Source organism: Embleya sp. AB8 (assembly GCF_049739465.1).
Classification (GTDB): Bacteria; Actinomycetota; Actinomycetes; order Streptomycetales; family Streptomycetaceae; genus Embleya.
This window is the reverse complement of the sequence record NZ_JBMHHY010000049.1, coordinates 1-19,864: the sequence shown is the minus strand read 5'-3', so window position 1 is coordinate 19,864 and position 19,864 is coordinate 1. Positions and strand designations below refer to the sequence as shown.

The window sequence follows — 19,864 nt, the reverse complement described above, 5'->3', positions numbered from 1 at the left end:
GGAGTCGAGCAGGGCGTGGTCGGCGCGTCGCGCGGGAGGCCGCCCGGGGGCGTGGCGCGCCGGCCGGATCGGCGTGGTCCGGGAAAATCCGGTCGCCCTTGTCGGAGGGCTTGCCTACGCTCGTGCCATACCACGCGACCTCACCTCGGGGGAACCCCACATGAGCATGCCGAACTACACCCAGGACCCACTGGTTCGTCTCGACCGGCACCGGATCGAGTTCACTCCCTACCCCGGCGACCACACCGCCCTCGGCTTCGTCGCCACCCGCGCGAGTTGCTCGTGCGGCACCTGGGCGTCGAACCGGCCGTGGGGACGCGGCGACCATCTGCGGGCCTTCGGTCGGCACATGAGCGACGTCCAGGTCATCGCGCACACCGTGCCCAGCGCGTACGACCGACTCGCCGTGGTCCCGCTGCGCTGCGTCGACGCCGACCACGCCCGCGCGGTGGTGCGCGACTGGCCGGAGCCACAGGACGCCGAACACGGCCTGTTCCGGCGCGAGGAGACCGTCTTCATCGCCTACCGGGACAGCGAATTCCCGTGCTCCGTCGCGGTGTGGGCGCACCTGCGCGGACACGTGAGCGATATCTTCGCCGGCCGCATGTTGCGCGACGTGGGTTGACCCTCGCGCCGCCGGCGGCCCTGCGGCCGGGCGCCACCACACTCTCCTTCGCACCCGAGTCGAACCCGAACCGGGCCGGAATCGGACCGAAATCGGACCCGAGCCGGACCCGAGCCGGACCCGAACCGGACCCGAACCGGACCCGAACCGGACCGGATCCCACGAAGGAGACACCTCAGATGCCTGCGTCCCACCCTGCTCACCTTCACGTACCCGACAAACTTGTCGCCTCCTACGGCGGCAACGGCCCGGCCGCCCGTGCCTGGCTCGCCGAACTGCCCCGACAGGCCGCCGACTTCCTGGACCGCTGGGCGCTGCGACCGGACGGCGCCGCCGGACACGGCATGGCCGCCCTGGTGGTGCCGGTGACCCGCGCGGACGGCACCCCGGCGGTGTTGCGCCTCCAGCAGGCCACCGAGGACAACGCCGGCACCGTACTCGGGCTGCGCGCCTGGCAGGGCCACGGCGTGGTCGGCCTGCTCGACCACGACCCGGACACCGGCACGGTGTTGCTGGAACGGCTCGACGCCGCCCGGCCGTTGTCATCGCTGACCGACGACACCGCCGCCACCGGCATTCTGGCCGAGCTGCTGGCACGGCTGGTCGCCGTACCCGCCCCGGTGGGGCTGCGGCACCTGGCCGACATCGCCTCGGCCATGCTCGACCGGGTCCCCGCCGCCGCACCGGCGCTGCGCGATCCGGCCGATCGCCGGCTGCTGCGCACCTGCGCGTCCGTCGTGGCCGAGCTGATCGGCGAACCCGGCGACCGACTGCTGCACTGGGACCTGCACCACGGCAACATCCTGGCCGGCACCCGCGAACCCTGGCCGGCCATCGACCCCGAACCGCTGGCCGGCGACCCGGGGTTCGACCTGTGGCCCGCGCTGGACAGCCGCTGGGCCGAGGTGGTGGTCCCGGGCGGGGTGACCCGCACGGTGTTGCGCCGCTTCGACCAACTGACCGAGGTGCTCGACCTGGACCGGCAGCGGGCCGCCGGCTGGACGCTGGGCCGCATCCTGCAGAACGCGCTGTGGGACATCGAGGACGGCAACGCCGCGCTCGATGTCGCCCAGGTCGCCCTCGCCGACGTGCTGCTTACCGAGGTGCTCGGAACGGGCCGTCCAGGGCCGCCCATTGCAGCAGCATGATCGTCTTGGCGTCGGCGATCCGGCCGTCCCGGATCATCGCGAGCGCCTCGGCGAACGACAGTTCGAGGACGGTGATGTCCTCCCCCTCGGCGGCGATCCCGCCGCCGGCCGTGGCGGCGGTGCCCGGGTCGTAGGGGGCGGCGAAGAAGTGCACCCGTTCGGTGACCGAACCGGGGCTCATGTAGACGTCGAAGACGTGCTCGGGTTTCCCGACCACATGCCCGGTCTCCTCGGCCGCCTCACGGCGGATCGCCTCCTCGGGGCTGTCCCCGTCGAGCAGCCCGGCGGCGGTCTCGATCAGGAGTCCGTCGGGATGGCCGTTGACGTAGGCGGGCAGCCGGAACTGGCGGGTCAGCAGTACCGTTCGGGGCTCGGCGGCGTAGAGCAGGATCGTCGCGCCGTCGCCCCGATCGTAGTTCTCCCGCTGCTCACGGCTCCAATGGCCGTCGGCGTGCCGGAAGTCGAACGTGGTCTTGCGCAGCACGTACCAGTCGCAGGACAGCACCTCGACGTCGCGGATCCGCACCCTCGGGTTGCCGGTCAGGTCGCGGCCGTAACGATCCAGACCGGTCCGGCCGCGCCGGTCGGGGATGTCGATGCCCTCGGTCATCGGGTGGTGGGGTGGTGGTCGGTGACTGCCTGGACGGGCCGCATGGTGACTCCTCGCATCGAACCCGAGTGGGTGCCTGGGGCCCTGGGGCTGGGGGTCGGGCCCACAACAGTGTCGATGTTCGGGTCGCGGAGTGCGGTCACGGAGAGCGGGGGTCGGCAAAAAAGTTTCGCGGAGCCTGTCGATTCGGCCGCGGCCCGTTCGTCGTCGTCGTCGTGACGTAGGGCAACCCGCCGGGGTCCTACTCGTCGGCCTCGCCGAGGAATTCCATGCCGTCCAGGACGGTGACCACGACCACCACCATGACCCCGCGCAGCACGCCGTACTCGATCAACAGTGCGGGTGCGACCATCGCCTGCCGGGTGTCGTCGTCGGGGCCGATCGGGGCGGACGCCTTGGTGTAGGGGTCCCGGGCGAGGACCCGGAGCGCCTTGGCGAGTTGCTCGCGGCGCTCGGGCGGGAGCGAGTCGCGGACGGCGGCCGCGGTCTCGGTGTACTCCACGCGGTACGGGCCGCTCGGATGAGCCTTCACGGTGCGACGGTAGCCGGTGCTCGGCGCGGAATCCAGATCGGGGCGGGATCTTGAAGGGGGCGGACCGGTCATCGGGCGCCCGATTGTCAAGGATCGACGCGCGGGCGACTACGACCGATCCGGTCGGTCGTCCTCGGCGGCGGGCGGGTGTGGCCGGCAGCGGCGGTACTGCTGGGTCTTCCTGCGGTCCCGGACCACGATGCCGCCGGCGCGCAGATGCTCCCGGGCCTGCTCCGCCGCGCCGGGCTGCTTGTCGGCCAGTGCATGCTTACGGGCGCGCAGCAGGGCGTGTTCGGCGTCGTCCAGGTCGGGGGTGCCGTCCACCCACGGGGTGAACTCGGCCTCGTGTGGATCGGTGGTGCCGGACCAGGGATAGTCGAACCGGGTGAAGGCGTCGCGCAGTCGCTCGGTCGGCAGGTCGGTCGCGCGAATGCGAACGAGTTCGATTTCGGCGGTGTCGAGCGCGACCAGGTCCTTGCCGTCGGTGAACACGGCGTCCACACGATCCCGGCGCACCTGCAGGCCGGCGCCGTCTCGGCGGATGGTGAAGTGGCCCGGGGTCACGGTCACCACGGGACTTTCCCGGCGGGCGACCGACGCCATCCACGCGCCGACCGCGGCGCCGAGACCGGTCAGCACCGGTACGGCCCACAACGTCGGCAGCCGGGCGGCCAGGCGCAGCGGGGCCGGGGCGGAGCCGCTGAGGTCGGTCAGTTGGCGGACGAGCGGGCTGATTCCGAATCCCGCGCCGAAACCGACGAGCGCGGTGCCGACGCCGATCAGCCACAGCCACACGCGCGGCATCCTGATCGTGACGGCCTGCTCATCGCCGGCGGTGCTCGGGCCCATCGTGTCCCCTCGTTCCCTTCGTTCTGTTCGGTACGGGCGTTTTGCTCGATATGGGTGCTTCGTCCGGCGCGGATGCTGCTTCGTTCGGAGTGGGTGCCAGATAGCGGGCGACGGTGCGGCGCAGTGCGGGTGTGTCGTCGCGGTCCGGATCGGCGTTCAGGTATACGGCGTCGACCACGGATCTGATCCAGCCGGCCGCCTCGTTCGGGTCGAGCGCCGCGTCGACGGTGCCCGCGGTGATCCCGCGCGCGATCAACGTGGCCAGACCCTCCTGTACCACCCGGGCGGTCCCGGTGATCACCTCGACCAGCTCGGGATCGCGGCCGACCTGGCGCAGCAGCTCCACGAGCAGGCCCGCCGCGCTCGGCTCGCGGGCGTCCGCGGCCAGCTCGGTGACCAGGTCGACGATCGCGTCCGCCGGGTGTTCGGCGTCGGCGAAGCGGGCGATCAGCGCGCGGGATATCGGCAGGTCCCGTTCGAAGACGGCTCGGAAGACGGCACGTTTGTCCGGGAAGTAGTAGAAGACGCTCGCCGCACTGAGGCCCGCCGCGCGGGCGATGTCGGCGACGGTGGTCGGCTCGTACCCCTGCTCTGCGAACAACCGGCCGGCGGCGTGCGTGATCGCCTCGCGGCGCCTGGCGGACCGCTCGGGGTCGACGGTTCGGGCCACCGGGGCACCTTTCCATAACTGATTGGTCAGTCAGAGAATAGCATCGCAGCCGGCCGGCTCGACCTCGGGCTTTGCCTCGGCGTCCCCTTCGTGTTCGGCGAAGTAGTCCTCGTAGACGGCGACTTTGTGGTTGATCAGGTCCAGGCAGCGGTGCAACTCGGCGATCCGCTCGCCGATTCGCGACTGGTGTTCGCGCAGCAGGGCCAGGCGTTCGCGCTCGTTGCCGTCGCCCGCGCGGGCCAGGTCGGTGAGCCGGCGGATGGCCGGGATCGGCATGTCCGACGCGCGCAGGATCGCGCACAGGTTGAGCCAGTGGATGTCGTGTTCGGCGTAGATCCGTCGGCCGCCGGGGCCGCGGCGGACCGGGTTGGCCAGGATGCCCTCACGTTCGTAGAAGCGCAGCGTGTCGATGCTCAGGCCGGTCCGAGCGGCCACCTCGCCGATGCTCAGCTCGCGGGTGCCGCCATCGCCGCCGTTGTCGCCGTTGCCTCCGGTGCTGCCGGTGCCGTCGTGGTCTGTCTGGTTGTCCGTCACGCGCCTCAGGATGGGACTTGACCTGGAGTCGAGTCCAGCTCGTAGCGTTCCGGTTGCCGACGCGGCCCATCCGGCCCGGGACCCGGCACATCCGCACGGTTCCGCAACGTCGCAAAGTACAGAACAGAAGGAGCGTCGTCATGCGCTATCGCCCCCTGGGTGGTACCGGGATCCAGGTCAGCGTGCAGGCCCTGGGCACGATGATGTTCGGGGCGGTCGGCAACCCCGACCACGAGGACTGCGTGCGGATCGTGCACGCCGCGCTCGACCACGGGATCAACTTCGTGGACACCGCCGACATGTACTCGGCCGGCGAGTCCGAGGAGATCGTCGGCAAGGCGTTGCAGGGCCGCCGCGACGATGTGGTCCTGGCCACCAAGGTGCACTTCCCGTTGACCGAGGGGGTCAACCGGGGCGGCAATTCGCGGCGTTGGATCGTGACGGCGGTCGAGGACAGCCTGCGCCGGCTGCGCACCGACCGGATCGACCTCTACCAGGTCCACCGGCCCGACGAGTCGACCGACGTCGAGGAGACCCTGTCGGTCCTGACCGACCTGGTGCGACAGGGCAAGATCCGCGCGTTCGGCTGCTCGACCTTCCCGGCGGAGGACGTGGTCGAGGCGTATCACGTGGCCGAGCGGCGCGGCCTGCAGCGGTTCCGGACCGAGCAACCGCCGTACTCGATCCTGGCCCGCGGCATCGAGTCGTCGGTACTGCCCGTATGCGAGCGGCTCGGCATGGGCGTACTGACCTGGAGCCCGTTGGCCTCCGGCTTCCTGACCGGGAAGTACCGCAAGGGTGGCCCGATCGACCTGACCAGCGGCCGGGCCGCGCTCGTCCCCGGCCGGTTCGATCCGACCCTGCCGGTGAACGCCACCAAGCTGGACATCGTCGAGCAACTGGTCCGGCTGGCCGACGAGATCGGCTGCACGTTGCCCGAACTCGCGGTCGCCTTCCCGGCCGCACACCCGGCGGTCACCTCGGTGATCATCGGGCCGCGCACGATGGAGCAACTGGAGGCGGCGGTGCGCGGCGCGGAGCTCGTGCTGGACGACACGGCGCTCGATCGGATCGACGAGATCGTGCCGCCGGGGACGAACGTCTACCACCCGGACGGCGCGTGGGTCCACCCGGCCCTGGCGCGGAGCGCGGCCCGGCGGCGGCCGATGTGGGAGCGCGCGGCGGGCTGAGGTCACGCGGTGCGCGTCGCCTGCCGGCCGCTGCGCGTCGCCGGGCGGCCGTCGCCCGTCGCCGGTCGCCGGCCGCCGGTCGCGCGTCGGCCTTCGTCGCCGACTCGGGCCCGGACTCGGACACGGCGGGAACTTCCGGGACGTTGGGCGCGACTGACTCCCCGGGTCCGTTGTTTGCGGACCGGTCATCGGGACTCAAGGGGAGCGAAACTGTGCGGGCGAGCAAGATGTGCGGCGTGGTCGCCGTGGTGGCGCTGTTCGCGGCGGGATGCGGGGGCGACTCGGACGACACGACCGGCGCCGGCTCGGGCTCGACCGCTGCGGCCTCGGGGCCGGCCGGCGCCGGTACGGCCGGCTTCCCGGTGAAGGTCACCGACTGTGCGGGCGCCGAGATCACGTTCACCCAGGCACCGAAGAAGGTGGTCACCAGCAACGCCTCCAGCCTGGAGATGTTGTTCTGGCTCGGCGCCGGCGACCGGGTGATCGGCACCGGCTTCCCGCCGGGCAAGGGCACGATGCCCGCGCAGTTCGCGGCCCAGGCGGAGAAGGTCAAGGTCCTGGGCGACATGGTGATCCCCAAGGAGCAGCTGCTCGGCTCGGGCGCCGACCTGTACATCGACACCTTCGCCGACATGGGCGGCATGGGTGCGATGGGCGCGGGTCCCTCGCCGAAGGAGTTCGCCGCCGCCGGGATCAAGCACATCTACCTCAAGTCGACCGCGTGCGCGAGTAAACGCTCCGGGGCCCGGCAGGACCTGGCCGAGGTCGAGGCGGACATCAAGCAGCTCGGCGCGGTGACCGGGACCTCCGCCAAGGCCGAGGAACTGGTCGCGGGCATGGAGCAGACCCTGGGTACGGTGCGGACCGCGCTGGCCGGGGTGCCGCAGGATCGGCGGCCGACGTACTTCTTCTTCGACTTCGACGCCGGTACCAAACAACCGATCGCGATCTGCGGCAAGCAGGTCGCCAACGCGGTGATCACCCAGGCCGGTGCGCGCAACGTGTTCGCCGACTGCGACGGCGACTACAAGCCGGTGCCCTGGGAGGACGTGGTCGCCAAGAACCCGGACTGGATCCAGGTAGGCGTGCGGGACAAGGGCAGCGTGGAGGCCAACGCGAAGGCGTTCGACGAGGCCGAGAAGTTCCTGCGTTCGTTCGACGCGACCAAAGGGCTGAATGCGGTCAAGGACGGCAAGTTCGTCCGGATCGGCTCCGAGCGGACCACCATCGCCGGGGTGCGCAACGCCGATACGGTCCGGCAGATCGCCGGTACGATCCACCCGGACCTGGTCAAGCCCACGCCGGCGGCGGGGTAGATCCGGATGGTTTCGGTATCCGAGCGATCCGAGCCGGGGAGCGGGCGGCGCGGCGCCGAGGCGGCTGCGGCCGGCGGGGACGGTGTCCACGGCCCGCGTGCGGTGCGTACCGCTTGGGTGGTCGCCGTACTGATCGTGCTCCTGGTCGTCGCGTTGACCTCGGCGGTGTCGCTGGGGTCGGTGGACATCCCGATCGGCGAGGTCTGGTCGGTGGTCGGGCGACGGCTGACCGGTGCACCGCCGGAGGCCGGTACGCGGGACCTGATCGTCTGGCAACTGCGGCTGCCCCGCGCGCTGTTGGCCGCGGTGGTGGGGGCCGGGCTCGGGCTGGTCGGCACCGCGGTACAGGCGCTGGTACGCAATCCGCTCGCCGACCCCTACCTGCTCGGCATCTCCCACGGCGCCTCGCTCGGTGCGATCGCGGTGATCGTGCTGGGCGCGAGCACCGGCGGGCTGCTCGGCCTGGGCCTGTCCGCGTCGGCGTTCGCCGGCGCGCTGGCGGCCTTCGCGCTGGTGTGGGCGATGGCCCGGCGCGGCGGCGGGTTCTCGCCGCTGCGCCTGGTGCTCGCCGGGATCGGGGTGGGCCAGTTCCTGTCCGGGTTCACCAGCTTCCTGGTCCTACAGGCGGGCGACGCGCAGCAGACGCGCGGGGTGTTGTTCTGGCTGATGGGCAGCCTCAGCGGGGCCCAGTGGGACCAACTGGCGCTGCCCACCGCCGCCGTCGTACTCGGGTTGCTCGGCTTGCAGGCCCGGGCGCGCGCGCTCAACGCGCTGCTGATGGGCGACGAGACGGCCGCCGGCCTTGGGGTGGACGTGGCCCGGCTGCGCCGCGAACTGTTCGCGGTCACCAGCGTGTTGACCGGCGTCCTGGTCGCGGTGTCCGGGGCGATCGGGTTCGTCGGGTTGATGGTCCCGCATGTCTGCCGGCTGCTGATCGGCGGCGATCACCGCCGACTGCTGCCGGTGTCCGCGCTGTTCGGCGCGGTGTTGCTGGTCGCGGTGGATACCGTGGCCCGGACCGCGGTGAGCACCCAGGAACTGCCGATCGGCGTGGTCACCGCGGTGATCGGCGCACCGGTGTTGCTGCTCCTGCTCGACCGACGACTGGAGACCCGATGAGCGGCCGGGGCGGGTCGGCGGCGGATCCGACCCGGATCACCATCGAGGAGCTGCGGGTCACCCTGTCCGGTCGGGATGTGCTGGCCGGGGTCGAACTGATCGCGGCCGGCGGCGAGATCACCGGCCTGGTCGGGCCGAACGGCAGCGGCAAGTCGACGCTGCTGCGCACGGTGTACCGACACCTCAAGCCGCAGGCGGGTCGGGTCCTGCTCGGCGATCGGGACCTGCGGTCGATGACGCCTGCGGCGGCGGCGCGGCATGTGGCGGCGTTGCCGCAGGAGCGGGAGAACGACTTCGACTTCACGGTGCGCGAGGTCGTGGCGATGGGACGTACGCCGTACCAGAAGGCGTTCGCCGGGGACAGTGCGGCCGACCGGGAGGCGGTGCTGATCGCACTGGTCCAGGCCGGGGTGGCGGCGCACCAGGGGCGGCGGTTCGCCACGCTGTCCGGCGGCGAGCGGCAACGGGTGTTGCTGGCCCGGGCGTTGGCCCAGGAGCCGGATGTCCTGGTGCTGGACGAGCCGACGAACCACCTCGACGTCCGGCATCAGGTCGAGCTGCTGGCGCTGCTGCGCGCCCAGGATCGGACCACGTTGATCGCGCTGCACGACCTCAACGCGGCGGCGTCGGTGTGTGATCGGCTGCACGTCCTGCACGAGGGCCGGTTGTGCGCATCCGGCACACCGCGCGAGGTGCTGACCCCGGACCTGCTCGCCGAGGTCTTCGGGATCCGCGCGGTGGTGCTGGAGCATCCGCTGACGGGCGATCCGCTGATCGCGGTCGACCACCGAACCCCGGCGGGGACGGGCGCGGTGGCGGGGGCAGGGGCGGTGGCGGACCCGAAGGTCGTGCTGAACGAGCTTCGGTAGCCGTCGAGGGTCGTCGCTGCGGGTGGCGGGTGGCGGGTGGCGGGTGGTGGCGGGTGGTGGTCGGCGGTGCCGGCGGTTCCCGGGACGGGGCGGGGGTGCTCAGGTCGGGGGCGTCGGCGTCGGCGTCGGCGGTGGCGGGGTCGAGCCCGGGCCGGGCAGGACGTCGACGTCGCCCGCGTGCATCGGGCGGTCGCAGTGCGAGCAGTGCAGGTCGACCTGGGCGATCTCGCCGCAGGCGTGGTGCCGATAGAGCACCGGCGGGCCGGCCGCGCCCGCCGTCCAGCGATCGCCCCAGCGCACCATCACCAGGAGCAGGTCGCACAGTTCCAGGCCCTTGGCGGTCAGTACGTATTCGTGGCGCAGCGGTCGATCCGAGTAGACGCGGCGCTCCAGGACGGCGCTCTCGACCAGCCACTTGAGGCGCTCGGCGAGCACCTTGCGGGAGATGCCGAGGTCCTGCTGGAGCTGCTCGAAGCGGGTCAGGCCGACGTAGATGTCGCGCAGGATCAGCGGCGACCAGGGTTCGCCGATGACATCGAGGGTGCGGGCGATCGAGCAGGCCATGCCACCGAATTGCGTGCGTTGCATCGGACGAGTCTAGACCAGAGGGTTCCCTGAGGGAACGGGGTGCTGCTAGCGTCTGACGAGTCAGTTCCTTTAGGGAATGTAGGGGCGCTCGGATGCCCGGATGCCCGGATGCGCGGTGCGTGCCTGCATGACTGCATGGATGTGTGGCTGCATGGATGTGTGGAGGTCGTGATGAGTCGTCCCGAGGTCGTCTCGGCAGGGGAGTGGCAGGACGCGCGGGCAACGTTGCTCGTCAGGGAGAAAGCGCTCACCCGCGCACTGGACGCGCTCGCGGCCGAGCGCCGCCGGTTGCCGATGGTGCGGATCGACGGCGCGTATCGGTTCGAGGCGCCCGACGGCACGGCGACCGATCTGCCGGGCCTGTTCGACGGGCGGCGCCAACTTGTGGTGTACCACTTCATGTTGGCCGCCGGGCAGTCCCGGTTGTGTCCGGGTTGTGCGTCCTTCACCGACAACATCGCCGACCGGTCGCACCTGAACGCCCGGGACACGACGCTGATCCTGCTGGCGCGTGCCCCGCAGGCGGACATCGAGCCGGTGCGGCGACGGATGGGCTGGACGGTGCCGTGGTACTCGTCCGGAGGCAATGGCTTCGAGGACGAACTGGGCTTCGGGCACGGCTTCGGATTGAGCGTGTTCCTGCGCGACGGTGACGAGGTGTTTCGGACGTACTACACCGACGGTCGTGGTGTGGACCGGCTGCGCTTGGACTTCAACCTCCTCGATCTGACTCCGTACGGGCGGCAGGAGGCGTGGGAGGACTCGCCGACGGGATGGCCGCAGGACCCGACGATGAGTTGGCTGCGAGTCCGCGACGAGTACGCACCGGTGGGCGGCGGCGCCGGGTGCGTCGGGTGCGGGTAGCCGCGCGCTTGGCCGATGTCCGAAGTCCGATGTCCTCTGTCCGATGTTCCCTGTCTGCTCGACCTCCCTGCTGTTCGAGTCGAGTCGAGTCGATTCGATCCGTCGCCCGACCGGCCGTTCGACTTCCCCAACCCTTTGTCGTTCGTCCTCCTTCGACCCTTTGGAGTAGCCATGGCCCGCACGCTGACCGCAGTCGAAGCCGAGTCCTTCCTGGCCGAGACACGTGTTGCCGTGTTGAGCGTCGCCACCGACGGCGCTCGGCCGCCGCTCACCGTCCCGGTCTGGTACGCCTACCGACCGGGCGGTGAGGTCACCTTCTTCACCGGTACGCAGGGGCGTACCGCGCGCAAGACCCGACTGCTCGAACGGGCGCGCGCGTTCAGCCTGTGCGTCCAGCAGACCGACTACCCGTACAAGTACGTCACCGTCGAGTGCACGCTGCTCCGGGCCGATCGTTCGCCCACGTTCGAGGAGGTGACCACGATCGCCGGCCGCTTCCTCCCCGAGGCCGACGCGCACGCCTTCGCGCAGGCCGAACTCGCCGACCCGACGGGGACGTTCACCCTGTTCACCGCCCGCCCGGATCGGTGGCTGAGCTTCGACTTCGCCGCCGACGACCGGCGCGGCGACGGCGGCTGAGGTCGAGGGTCGGGCCGCCGTCCGCCGGCCGGCGTGTTTTCCCGCGAGCGGGGTGGTTCGGGTCAGGCCGCGAAGGTGACCTCCGGGTAGATCGGGCTCGGGCCGTCGAGGAGGGGGTCGGGGGTGGCGCGTAGGTGGCGGTCGAAGAAGGCGGCGACGTAGGCGCGGGTGATGGTGGCGGCTCGGACTCCGGTGAGGGTGCCGTATTGGAGGGCGGCCTCATCCGGTGGGATGTGGTCGCGGACGCCGAAGCCGTCGATGATCCACGGTTTGTCCTCGAAGGACAGGTGGCCGGCGCCGGTCACGTTCAGGCGGCGCTTCCAGCCCGTGAAGCCCGGCCAGGCGTGATCCCAGTCGATGCCGCCCTCGGTACCGGGGAGTTGTCGGGTGCCGAGGAGCAGTACGGGGCGGTCGAGTTCGGGGCCGGGGGCGGGGGCGCGGCCGGGGCTGGTGCCGGTGCCGGGGGCGTCGGTATCGGAGTCGGAGTCGGAGTAGGACTCGGTGTGGAACGAGCCGTCCAGGTTTGCGGCGGCGGTGATGCGTGGGTCGTCGCGCATGGTGCGGATCGCGCTCGTGCCGCCGATCGAGTGGCCCGCCACGCCGATTCGGGCGCGGTCGACGAACAAGCCGGTGTCGGGGCCGGTCAAGCGGTCGAGGACGAACCGCAGATCCGCCGAGCGGGTGTCCAGGATCGACGGGCAATCCCGACTCGCGCCCGGCAGGCACGGCTCGATCCGCCCGTCGGGGAACTCCACGGCGGTCTCGTGGGTATGGTCGACGGCAGCCACGACATAGCCGCGCGAGGCCAGGTCCTCGGCGAGCGCGGTGAGCGTGACACGGCTCGCGCCGAAGCCCGGGGACAACAGGAGCAACGGCCGGGCGCCGGGGGCGGGCCAGGCGTCGGGGATCGTGTGGGTGCCGAGCCGGGCCGGCGCGGGATCGCCGAACAGGGCGGTGGACAGCGTCTCGGACGCGTATGGCGCCTTCGGGCCCCTGGCGGACAGCGCCGGATAGCGCACGGAGACCATGAGTTCGCGCGGCCCGGGTGGCTGCGGGTGCCAGGGGTCGTGGCGGCCGGAATCCACCAGGTGCAGCGTCCTGCCGCCGATGGGTCGATGTCCCGTGGGCGTGGGGGCGTCCGGGGCGATGGGCGGTGCCGGTGCGACCGATTCGGCGGCTGCTATCTGCGACTGCGGGGCGAGCAGGGACAACGACAACGACAGGGCGAATGAGGCGGCGGCTCGCCGCGAGAGGCTGTTCGACATGTAGCCCACCGTAACCGGCCGTTGACATGACGTCATCAGCTCGTGGGCGTAAACCTCGGCAGTTCCACTGCTTCGGGTGAAGTAGCTGGCGGTACTCCCGACCCCGGACCGGTCAGCCGGCGACGGCGAGCGGCGTCGGGACGATGTCGAGCCGGGTCAGCCCGTTGATCATCAACGACGCGATCGGGGGCGGCGGTTGTTCGGGGTGCGCGAGGGCCAGGTGGGGGAGGCGGTCGAACAGGGTGGTCAGCGCGATCCGGGTCTCCAGCCGGGCGAGATGCGCACCCAGGCAGAAGTGCGGACCGTAGCCGAACGCGAGATGAGCCTTGTCGGCGCGGGTCGGGTCGAACAGGTCCGGATCGTCCGGGTGCAACTCGGGATCCCGACCGGCCGCGCCGAAGGCGATCATGATCGGCTCGCCTCGACGGATGACCACACCCTCGCCCAGGTCGATGTCCTCGATCGCGTAGCGCAACGGCAGATACGTCACCGGGCCCTGGTGGCGAAGGGCCTCCTCGATGATGTCGTCCCAGTCGACGGCCGTGGTCCGGAGTCGCTCGATGTGCTCGGGACGGGCCAGCAGTTCGGACAGCGCGTTGGTGATCAGATTGACCGAGGTTTCGTAGCCGGCGCCGAGCATCAGGAAGAGCGCGTCGAGGAGCTCCTGTTCGGTGGCGGGTGCCGCGCCGTGCTCCCGGTCCGGCTCGACCGGGGCGAGCAGGTCGCTGGTCAGGTCGGCGCCCGGATATTGCTGCTTGTGGTGCAGCAACTCGACGAGCCGGGCCCGGAGTTCGAGCCCTCGGGCGACGGCCTCGGCGGGCTCGACCCCGGTGTCGACGATCGCGTCGATCGCGTGGCCGAGGCGCGGGCGCAGTGGTTCGGGTACGCCGAGCAGGTCGCAGATGACGGTCATGGTCAGCGGCAGGGCGAGGGCTGCCCGGATGTCGACGGGTTCGCCCGGCGGTACGGCGGCCAGCACGTCGATCAGCCGATCCGCCGTCGCCTGTACCTGCGGACGCATCCGCTCGACCCGCCTGGGCGCGAAGGACGGCGCCACCCGGGCGCGCCGCCGCCGGTGCTCCTCGCCGTAGGTGTTCACGAAACCCTGCTGGAACGCGACCGGGGCCGGCGGCCAGCCCTCCGGCAGGTCGGCGAACCCGGGCCAGTGCCGCCGGAAGTCCCGGGAGACCCGGGGATCGGTGGTCAGCGCCCGGATCACCGCGTGCCGGGTGATCGACCAGGCCCGGACGCCGCCCGGGAGTTCGACCCACACGGCCGGCCCCCGCGCCCGCAACCCGGCGGCCTCGGCGTGCGCGGCCCGCGCGGTGGGATCGAGAACCGGGCACCGATGATCGGGGTTCGCCGACATCCTGACTCCCGTCGAGAGAAACGTGCGGGGGTGGCGCGTGGCGCGGCGGTGCCTCTCCCTTCTACGCCTCGACCGGGAACAAGACAACAGTGTCGGGGGCGGCGTCGGCGCGGATTCGGCGCGGATTCGGTGTGGCGCGTCGGGGGCGTGGCGCGAGTGGGGCCGGGCGGCACGCCTGATGCGGGGGATGCGGCCCGCGCCCGGAACGGGCATGCGGCGTCGGGCTGTTGCCGGTGTGCGTCGGGCCGGGCTGAGCCGAGTCCGGTCGCCGTCGGTGGGTGATTCGGGAGCGGTTCGGGGTCGAGGATGGCTCGGGCGCGCGGGGCTGATCCCGACGTTCGCGGTGGCGACGGTTGCGGGCTCGGTGCGGCGGGTCGTCCGGTCGGCGCGCCGGACTGGCTTGCTTGGTGGGTGGGTGGGTGGGTTCAGCGCAGGGTTGGTACCGCGCCGCCTTCGGTTCGGGTGAGGGTGGTGCCTGGGAGGGATTTGGTCCAGCGGGTGGTGAGGGATTCGAGGGTGTCGGCGGATGGTGGGGTTTGGCCCAGGCCGATTGCGTAGCGTGCGTGGGAGCCCGATTCGAAGGGGCGCGGCCAGGCGTGGGCGTCCGGGATGCCGGCCTCGTGGAGGAGGGTGAGCAGGGCCCGGATTCGACCGCGGAGGCGGCCGATGGTCGCCTCGAACTCCTGGGCCGGGGCGGGTAGTACGGTCAGCACGGCCCAGGCCGCGTGGCGGCGGTGCAGCGGAGGCGGTGCGACCAGGTCGGGCCATGGGTCGGTGCCGGCTTCCTCGGCGACGGTCAGGATCTCCCAGGCGCGGTACAGCTCTTCGGTCAGCAGGTCGCGGGAGCCGGGGCCGACCTGTTCGGTGCACAAGCGCATCGGGGTGGTCGGGGTCAGGATCGACACCGGTGTGCCGGTGGTCGCGATCGGCCGGCCGCCATGTGGGTCCAGGGTCACCGGCTTGCGCCAGTCCCAGGCGGCCCAGGTGGCGAAGAAGTCGCGGAGCAGGTCGGCGTCGGTTGGTTCGGTGGCCGCGATCGTGCTGCGGGCGGCCAGTATCGACCAGGCCACGCCGGGGAGTTGGCCGAACGGGGCGGAGTCCAGGCCGCGCGCCCGGGCCCAGGCCTTGACCTGTCGGGCCAGCGTGGCGAACCGCTCGTGCTCGGCGCCGACCGCGGCCCGGATCGTGTCCGCGTCGGTGACGGCGCTCAACGCGATCGCGGCCGGCTCGGTCGACTCGGTTCGCCGGGCCATCGCGTCGGCCGGGGCGATCCGCCCGGTGCCGACGAGGACAAGATCGACGCCCAGTTCGCCGACGGCCAGCCGCAACCCCGGTACCCGCGCCCCGAGTACCGGCCGCAGGCCGACCGCCTCCGGCAATGCCGCGCCCACGCGCGCCGCGACATCGGCGAGGTCGATCGTTCCGGGCAGTGCCGCCACGAGGTCGAGATCGGCGCCGGCGAGCGCGCACCCCATCCGCCGCGAGCCGACCACCGACACGACTCCGTCGCCCAGCGCCCCGGCGATCCGCCGAGCGATTCGCCGGGCCAGGACCTCCTCCTCGGCGGCGGGGACGAGGCCCGCAGCGCCGATCTCCCCCCGGCTCGGCCCGAGTTCGGACCGAGCCGAGGTCCGCCCGATCGCATCGGCCGCCGGCTCGGTGTCGGCTCGCGCCGCCCGGTCCGGGGAAGTGCCCGCTGCGCACGCCGAGTCGGCGAGGTGGGTCGATGGGTCCCGGAGCCAGTGGATCGTGCCGGTGGTGAGGTCGATCGTGGCTCGGGGGCGCATGGGTTCATCGGCGCGGCGGGACAGCAGGGTCAGTTCGCTGACCCGGGCGGACATCGGGGTCAGGTGCGCGGCGCAGTCGCCGGCGGTGTGCTGGGGGTTGCTGCTGCGGCCCAGGGTCAGGTGGGGGGTGTAGCCGTCCGGGCGGGCGCAGTTGGGGAAGTGGTCGGCGAAGGTCTGGTGGAGTCGGGCCCAGGCATTGTGGTCGGCGGCGGCGGGGTCGAGCCAGACGGTGGCGTCCTCGCGATGGCCGAAGGTGTGTACACCATCGAGCCTGGCGGTGAACGCAGTTGCCCGGGTCGCCGCGGCGGCCAGCAGTGGGGCGGCCCGGTCGAAGTCGGCCTCGGGGACGAAGCCGAAGAGGATGTTGACGTGTGGTGGCCAGCGGTCGACCTGGGGATCGTGGGCGTGGCGGAGCGCCTGGAGTGCGGGCCACAGCCGCTTCGGGGGCAGCCAGGCCAGTGCGGTGCGGGCGGTGGGGGCTACGTCCAGGACGGTGTCCGGTGCCGGGTCGGTACTCGGGACCAGGTCGGTTTGCACGCCGAAGTGGTCCGATATGTATAGGCCGTCGGGGGTTGGGGTGTCGCCGTACAGCGTTGCCGTGTTCGAGCGCCAGGCGCCGGTGCGGAGCAGGATTCGATCCAGTCGGGCGGCGCGACCGGTGCGGGAGCCGATCGCGGCCAGCGGGTTGACCGTGGGGTCGAAGGTGGGCGTTTCGTCGGCGGCGCCGTGGATGTGCGTCCAGGCGTCGGCGAGGCCGAGCGCCGCGGCCGGTCCCGACGGGCCGTTGGTGCCGTCGTTGAAGTCGCCGACCACGACCAGGTCGCCCGGTACACCCGCCAACCCGTCGGCCAATGCCGCGAGTTCGACCCGTCGGCGACCCGGTCCGTCCGCTGCGTGGTCGCTGGTCAGGTGTGTGACGGCGAGCACGAGCGGCTCGGCGCCGGTGGTCACGGTGATCGCGGCGAGCGCCTTGTACGGCCCCAACGCATGCCGCGCGGCCTCCCGTACCGGCAGTCGGCTCAGCAACAACAGCCCGCTGTCGGCGATGTCGTGGCCGGCGGGGTCGGTGTCCATCGTGTAGGCCGCGCGCACCCACGGCTCGGCCGCGAGCAGCGCGACCAGGTCGGACTCGACCTCCTGGAGCGCGATCACGTCGGCATCGGCGGCGGCGAGCGCGGCGAGCAACAACGGACGGCGGCGCGCGGTGTCGATCCGCTCGCCGTCGTAGCGGTCCCACAGCGTGTTCCAGGTCAGCACGCGGATGTTGCCGACCGTGACGCCGGCGCCCGGCGGCGGTGCGGGGCGCCAGGCGGCGCGGGCCGGGTCGTACGTGTGGGGTTCGCGCGCGGTGAAGAACGGCGGGCGCAGGCGACGGGGATCGTGGGCCCGCCCGACCGCGCAGGTGTCGATCCGGTCCAGGCGGGTGGCCCGGTCCCACACCACCTCGCCGTCCGCCTCGATCCGCAACACCCGATGCCAGGGGATCTCGCCACCCGGGACGAACGCGGGCAGCGGGATTCGTTTGGGCGGTGCGCCGCGGCGGCTGACCTCGACGACGAACCGCGCGGGGTCGAAGCGGATATCCCAGCGCACCCGGTGGTAGATCTCCTCGCTGGTACGCATCACGCGTCCGCCGCGGTCAACGAGCCGGCGATGTCCTCGACCGTGCCGGTGCCGCCGATGTACCAGGTCCGGTGCGCCCGGCCCGGGTAGGGCGGGGTGAAGCGGCGGGCCTGAGCGCGCAGCACGGCCGCCGGGATCGGGTGCTCGCGGGTGGTGTTGCGGTGGGCCAACTCGGCCTCGGGGACCAGGAGTACGGCGTGGGTGAGCAGCGCGTTGCGGCGCTCGGCGATCGTGGTGATCGGGGTGCGCTGGTGGTTGTTGAGGGACGTGGCGTCCCACACCACCGTGCCGCCGGTGGCGAGGGCTTTGTCGAGGTCGGCCAGGGCCTCGCGCAGCACGTCGCCGTTGGCGGACTGGTCGGACCGGGCGCCGCGGGCCTCGCGGAGCGCGTCCAGGCTGATGTGGGTCGCTACGTCCGGGAGTTGGTGGGCGAAGGTACTCTTCCCGCTGCCCGAGCGGCCGATCAGGTGGATCAGGCGGGGGAAGTCGCCGGTCCAGTGCCGGCGGGTCGCCTCGGGCGGCATCGACCAGCCCTTGGCCCGTGCGTCCCGTAGTTCGGCCCAGCAGCGGTCGGCGGCGTCCGGGTCGAGACCGGCGAACGCCTCGCGGGCCCGGGTGCGCAGTCGGGCGAGCGGGGCTTCGTCGAGCAGGCCCGCGTCGGCGGCGATCAGGGCCGACCACTCGACCAGTTCGCGTTCGGCGGCGGCCTCGGGGTCGGTACGGCCGACCAGCGTCGCGGCGGCCACGGCGTGCAGGGCGCCGAGGTCGGCGGCGACCGCCAATCGGGCCAGGCCGAGCGGGCGTTCCTGATCCGGGAAGGGTCGGCGCAGGCGGGCCTGGAGGCCGACCAGGTCGGCGATGCGACGCGCGGTCGGCATGCCGAGGGTCGCGGCCAGGTCGGCGGCGAGGCCGGCGCGGTGCTCGGTGTGCAGCGCGGCGGCCAGGATGCCGGTGAGGCGTGCGTCGCCGGTGCGGCCGAGGATGTCGAGGCGGGCTGCCGCGTCGGACATCGCCTCGGCGGTGTGGGTGTCCTCGGCGATGCGGGTGGCGGGTTGGCGTTGGGTTTCGGGCTCGGGTTGGGGGTGGGGCGCGGGCTCGGGTTGGGATTTGGGCTCGGGTTGGGATTCGGGTCGGTTTCGGCCGATGGCGGCGAGTAGTGCGGGTGGGTCGGGTGGTGCGCCGGAACGTACGGCCCACAGGGCGGCTTCGGGGCCCAGGTCGTTCGGGACGACGGCGGCGTGCATCCAGTGGGTGTCGGTCTGTACGTGTCCGCGGCGCACCCATTTGGCGACTCGGCGGGCGAACTCGGCGCGTTCGAAGCCGTCGACGGAGCGGACCACGAAGCCTTCCTGGCGGGCCGGATCGAGCCGGATCGTGCGTAGGGCGCGTTCGTCGAACGGGCCGCGCCACAGGACCGGTGGGGTGGGGATGCCCACGCGGCGCAGGAAGCGGGTGGTGTCGTCCCACGGGAGGCAGTGATCGTCGGCCCAGACCGAGAAGGCGTAGAACCAGCTGGCGAGTTCGGGGTAGGCGATCGAGTGGCGGGCGTACATGTTCTCGCCGCAGATTCGCCAGTTGGGCGGGATCTGCGCGGCGATTCGGCCCTGGAGGCCCTTGACCCACGTGCGGGAGGGGTGGTGCCGGGAGTCGAGGGAGCGGGCGTGTAGGCCGTCGCGATAGAGCGTGGTGTTCTCGCCGTCGAGTTTTTCGGTGACGACGACCTCGAGGCCGTGGAGGGGGGTGAGGTTGGCGGTGCGGATGTCGTCGGGGGAGGCGCCGGGGGACCACGGGAGGTGTGGTGTGCGGGGGTAGTGCGTTCGCATGTCCCCTCCGGGGGCCTCGGGCTTCGGTGCCGGGCCGAGGGCCGTGGTGGCTTGGGTCGGCGATGGCTCGGGGCCGCCGGGCCCTGGTGGGCTCGGGTTGACGGTTGTCGGGGTTGGTGGCTGGTGCGGGGAGCCTTGGTCACTGTAGGAGGCGGCGAGGTGGTGGGCCATCGAATATCGGCTTGGCCGGGGCGGGTTGGGTTTGCCCGCCCGCCCGCCCCTTGACCGAACCGGCCTCCGGCCGAGGTGGCCTCAAACGCCGGCCGGGCTGGAGTTGGTGTGGCTTCGGGTTTTGGCTGCGGTTGGTTTGGCTGACGGGCCGGCCTTCGGCCGAGTGGCCTCAAACGCCGGCCGGGCTGGAGTTGTTGTGGTTCCGTTCGTCGGCTGGCCGCTGGCTGCCGGCCGGGCTGGGGTTGGTGTGGCTTCGGGTTCGGCTGCGGTTGG

The 19,864-nt window shown here is 72.1% G+C and carries 18 protein-coding genes; 8 read left to right on the top strand and 10 right to left on the bottom strand.

Features of this window, described 5'->3' with window-relative positions; genetic code table 11:
* Window positions 1–160: 160 nt before the first annotated feature.
* Together ABIA38_RS43380 and ABIA38_RS43375 are read left to right on the top strand one after the other, a co-directional pair.
* Complete coding sequence (locus ABIA38_RS43380; protein ID WP_424644551.1) at window positions 161–625, top strand: hypothetical protein; 465 nt, start codon at window positions 161–163, stop codon at window positions 623–625.
* Between the two features lie 179 nt (window positions 626–804).
* Window positions 805–1,773, top strand: coding sequence for an aminoglycoside phosphotransferase family protein (locus ABIA38_RS43375; protein WP_424644550.1), 969 nt, complete (start codon window positions 805–807; stop codon window positions 1,771–1,773).
* On the opposite strand, the gene ABIA38_RS43370 is transcribed toward ABIA38_RS43375, so the two are convergent.
* The 5 genes from ABIA38_RS43370 to ABIA38_RS43350 all read right to left on the bottom strand — a co-directional run bounded on the left by ABIA38_RS43370 (window position 1,721) and on the right by ABIA38_RS43350 (window position 4,968).
* The gene (locus tag ABIA38_RS43370) at window positions 1,721–2,383 is read right to left on the bottom strand and encodes an NUDIX domain-containing protein (protein WP_424644549.1); all 663 of its coding nucleotides are present in this window, start codon (window positions 2,381–2,383) and stop codon (window positions 1,721–1,723) included. The two genes, ABIA38_RS43375 and ABIA38_RS43370, sit on opposite strands and share 53 nt — an antisense overlap.
* 241 nt (window positions 2,384–2,624) lie before the next feature.
* Window positions 2,625–2,915 carry a type II toxin-antitoxin system RelE family toxin gene (locus ABIA38_RS43365; protein WP_424644548.1) on the bottom strand — a complete coding sequence of 97 codons (291 nt, stop codon included), beginning with the start codon at window positions 2,913–2,915 and terminating at the stop codon, window positions 2,625–2,627.
* A 108-nt stretch (window positions 2,916–3,023) separates the two neighbouring features.
* Window positions 3,024–3,764 carry a YqeB family protein gene (locus tag ABIA38_RS43360; RefSeq protein WP_424644547.1) on the bottom strand — a complete coding sequence of 247 codons (741 nt, stop codon included), beginning with the start codon at window positions 3,762–3,764 and terminating at the stop codon, window positions 3,024–3,026.
* Window positions 3,739–4,434, bottom strand: coding sequence for a TetR/AcrR family transcriptional regulator (locus tag ABIA38_RS43355; protein ID WP_424644546.1), 696 nt, complete (start codon window positions 4,432–4,434; stop codon window positions 3,739–3,741). The genes ABIA38_RS43360 and ABIA38_RS43355 overlap by 26 nt, the downstream gene beginning before the upstream one ends.
* Before the next feature lie 30 nt (window positions 4,435–4,464).
* Window positions 4,465–4,968 carry a MerR family transcriptional regulator gene (locus ABIA38_RS43350; RefSeq protein WP_424644545.1) on the bottom strand — a complete coding sequence of 168 codons (504 nt, stop codon included), beginning with the start codon at window positions 4,966–4,968 and terminating at the stop codon, window positions 4,465–4,467.
* Between the two features lie 140 nt (window positions 4,969–5,108).
* Between ABIA38_RS43350 and ABIA38_RS43345 the strand changes: the two genes are divergently transcribed.
* The 4 genes from ABIA38_RS43345 to ABIA38_RS43330 all read left to right on the top strand — a co-directional run bounded on the left by ABIA38_RS43345 (window position 5,109) and on the right by ABIA38_RS43330 (window position 9,462).
* A complete protein-coding gene (locus tag ABIA38_RS43345; RefSeq protein WP_424644544.1) occupies window positions 5,109–6,158 on the top strand; it encodes an aldo/keto reductase in 1,050 nt (349 codons plus the stop codon).
* 227 nt (window positions 6,159–6,385) lie between these two features.
* Window positions 6,386–7,474, top strand: coding sequence for an ABC transporter substrate-binding protein (locus ABIA38_RS43340; protein ID WP_424644572.1), 1,089 nt, complete (start codon window positions 6,386–6,388; stop codon window positions 7,472–7,474).
* A gap of 6 nt (window positions 7,475–7,480) precedes the next feature.
* Entirely contained in the window at window positions 7,481–8,593 is a 1,113-nt protein-coding gene (locus ABIA38_RS43335; protein WP_424644543.1) for a FecCD family ABC transporter permease, read from the top strand.
* Complete coding sequence (locus ABIA38_RS43330) at window positions 8,590–9,462, top strand: ABC transporter ATP-binding protein (protein ID WP_424644542.1); 873 nt, start codon at window positions 8,590–8,592, stop codon at window positions 9,460–9,462. The genes ABIA38_RS43335 and ABIA38_RS43330 overlap by 4 nt, the downstream gene beginning before the upstream one ends.
* 99 nt (window positions 9,463–9,561) lie before the next feature.
* Here ABIA38_RS43330 and ABIA38_RS43325 read toward each other — a convergent pair whose 3' ends face one another.
* Window positions 9,562–10,050, bottom strand: coding sequence for a winged helix-turn-helix transcriptional regulator (locus ABIA38_RS43325; RefSeq protein ID WP_424644541.1), 489 nt, complete (start codon window positions 10,048–10,050; stop codon window positions 9,562–9,564).
* A 171-nt stretch (window positions 10,051–10,221) separates the two neighbouring features.
* Between ABIA38_RS43325 and ABIA38_RS43320 the strand changes: the two genes are divergently transcribed.
* Together ABIA38_RS43320 and ABIA38_RS43315 are read left to right on the top strand one after the other, a co-directional pair.
* On the top strand, window positions 10,222–10,914 hold the full coding sequence (locus ABIA38_RS43320) for a DUF899 domain-containing protein (protein ID WP_424644540.1): 693 nt from the start codon (window positions 10,222–10,224) through the stop codon (window positions 10,912–10,914).
* Window positions 10,915–11,085: 171 nt separating this feature from the next.
* Window positions 11,086–11,553, top strand: a complete 468-nt coding sequence (locus ABIA38_RS43315; protein WP_424644539.1) for a pyridoxamine 5'-phosphate oxidase family protein — start codon at window positions 11,086–11,088, stop codon at window positions 11,551–11,553.
* Between the two features lie 62 nt (window positions 11,554–11,615).
* Here ABIA38_RS43315 and ABIA38_RS43310 read toward each other — a convergent pair whose 3' ends face one another.
* The 4 genes from ABIA38_RS43310 to ABIA38_RS43295 all read right to left on the bottom strand — a co-directional run bounded on the left by ABIA38_RS43310 (window position 11,616) and on the right by ABIA38_RS43295 (window position 19,420).
* A complete protein-coding gene (locus ABIA38_RS43310; protein WP_424644538.1) occupies window positions 11,616–12,818 on the bottom strand; it encodes an alpha/beta hydrolase family protein in 1,203 nt (400 codons plus the stop codon).
* 112 nt (window positions 12,819–12,930) lie between these two features.
* Window positions 12,931–14,187, bottom strand: a complete 1,257-nt coding sequence (locus ABIA38_RS43305) for a cytochrome P450 family protein (RefSeq protein ID WP_424644537.1) — start codon at window positions 14,185–14,187, stop codon at window positions 12,931–12,933.
* Window positions 14,188–14,612: 425 nt separating this feature from the next.
* Window positions 14,613–17,597, bottom strand: coding sequence for a poly(A) polymerase (locus ABIA38_RS43300; RefSeq protein WP_424644536.1), 2,985 nt, complete (start codon window positions 17,595–17,597; stop codon window positions 14,613–14,615).
* Window positions 17,597–19,420 (bottom strand): RNA ligase family protein, encoded by a 1,824-nt coding sequence (locus ABIA38_RS43295; RefSeq protein WP_424644535.1) that lies wholly within the window; start codon window positions 19,418–19,420, stop codon window positions 17,597–17,599. The genes ABIA38_RS43300 and ABIA38_RS43295 overlap by 1 nt, the downstream gene beginning before the upstream one ends.
* Window positions 19,421–19,864 lie beyond the last annotated feature (444 nt).

Coding starts and splice junctions, on each gene's coding strand:
- ABIA38_RS43380 (WP_424644551.1), top strand. CDS start 161: ATGAGCATGCCGAACTACACCCAGGACCCACTGGTTCGTCTCGACCGG.
- ABIA38_RS43375 (WP_424644550.1), top strand. CDS start 805: ATGCCTGCGTCCCACCCTGCTCACCTTCACGTACCCGACAAACTTGTC.
- ABIA38_RS43370 (WP_424644549.1), bottom strand. CDS start 2,383: ATGACCGAGGGCATCGACATCCCCGACCGGCGCGGCCGGACCGGTCTG.
- ABIA38_RS43360 (WP_424644547.1), bottom strand. CDS start 3,764: ATGGGCCCGAGCACCGCCGGCGATGAGCAGGCCGTCACGATCAGGATG.
- ABIA38_RS43345 (WP_424644544.1), top strand. CDS start 5,109: ATGCGCTATCGCCCCCTGGGTGGTACCGGGATCCAGGTCAGCGTGCAG.
- ABIA38_RS43340 (WP_424644572.1), top strand. CDS start 6,386: ATGTGCGGCGTGGTCGCCGTGGTGGCGCTGTTCGCGGCGGGATGCGGG.
- ABIA38_RS43335 (WP_424644543.1), top strand. CDS start 7,481: ATGGTTTCGGTATCCGAGCGATCCGAGCCGGGGAGCGGGCGGCGCGGC.
- ABIA38_RS43330 (WP_424644542.1), top strand. CDS start 8,590: ATGAGCGGCCGGGGCGGGTCGGCGGCGGATCCGACCCGGATCACCATC.
- ABIA38_RS43325 (WP_424644541.1), bottom strand. CDS start 10,050: ATGCAACGCACGCAATTCGGTGGCATGGCCTGCTCGATCGCCCGCACC.
- ABIA38_RS43320 (WP_424644540.1), top strand. CDS start 10,222: ATGAGTCGTCCCGAGGTCGTCTCGGCAGGGGAGTGGCAGGACGCGCGG.
- ABIA38_RS43315 (WP_424644539.1), top strand. CDS start 11,086: ATGGCCCGCACGCTGACCGCAGTCGAAGCCGAGTCCTTCCTGGCCGAG.
- ABIA38_RS43310 (WP_424644538.1), bottom strand. CDS start 12,818: ATGTCGAACAGCCTCTCGCGGCGAGCCGCCGCCTCATTCGCCCTGTCG.
- ABIA38_RS43305 (WP_424644537.1), bottom strand. CDS start 14,187: ATGTCGGCGAACCCCGATCATCGGTGCCCGGTTCTCGATCCCACCGCG.
- ABIA38_RS43300 (WP_424644536.1), bottom strand. CDS start 17,597: ATGCGTACCAGCGAGGAGATCTACCACCGGGTGCGCTGGGATATCCGC.
- ABIA38_RS43295 (WP_424644535.1), bottom strand. CDS start 19,420: ATGCGAACGCACTACCCCCGCACACCACACCTCCCGTGGTCCCCCGGC.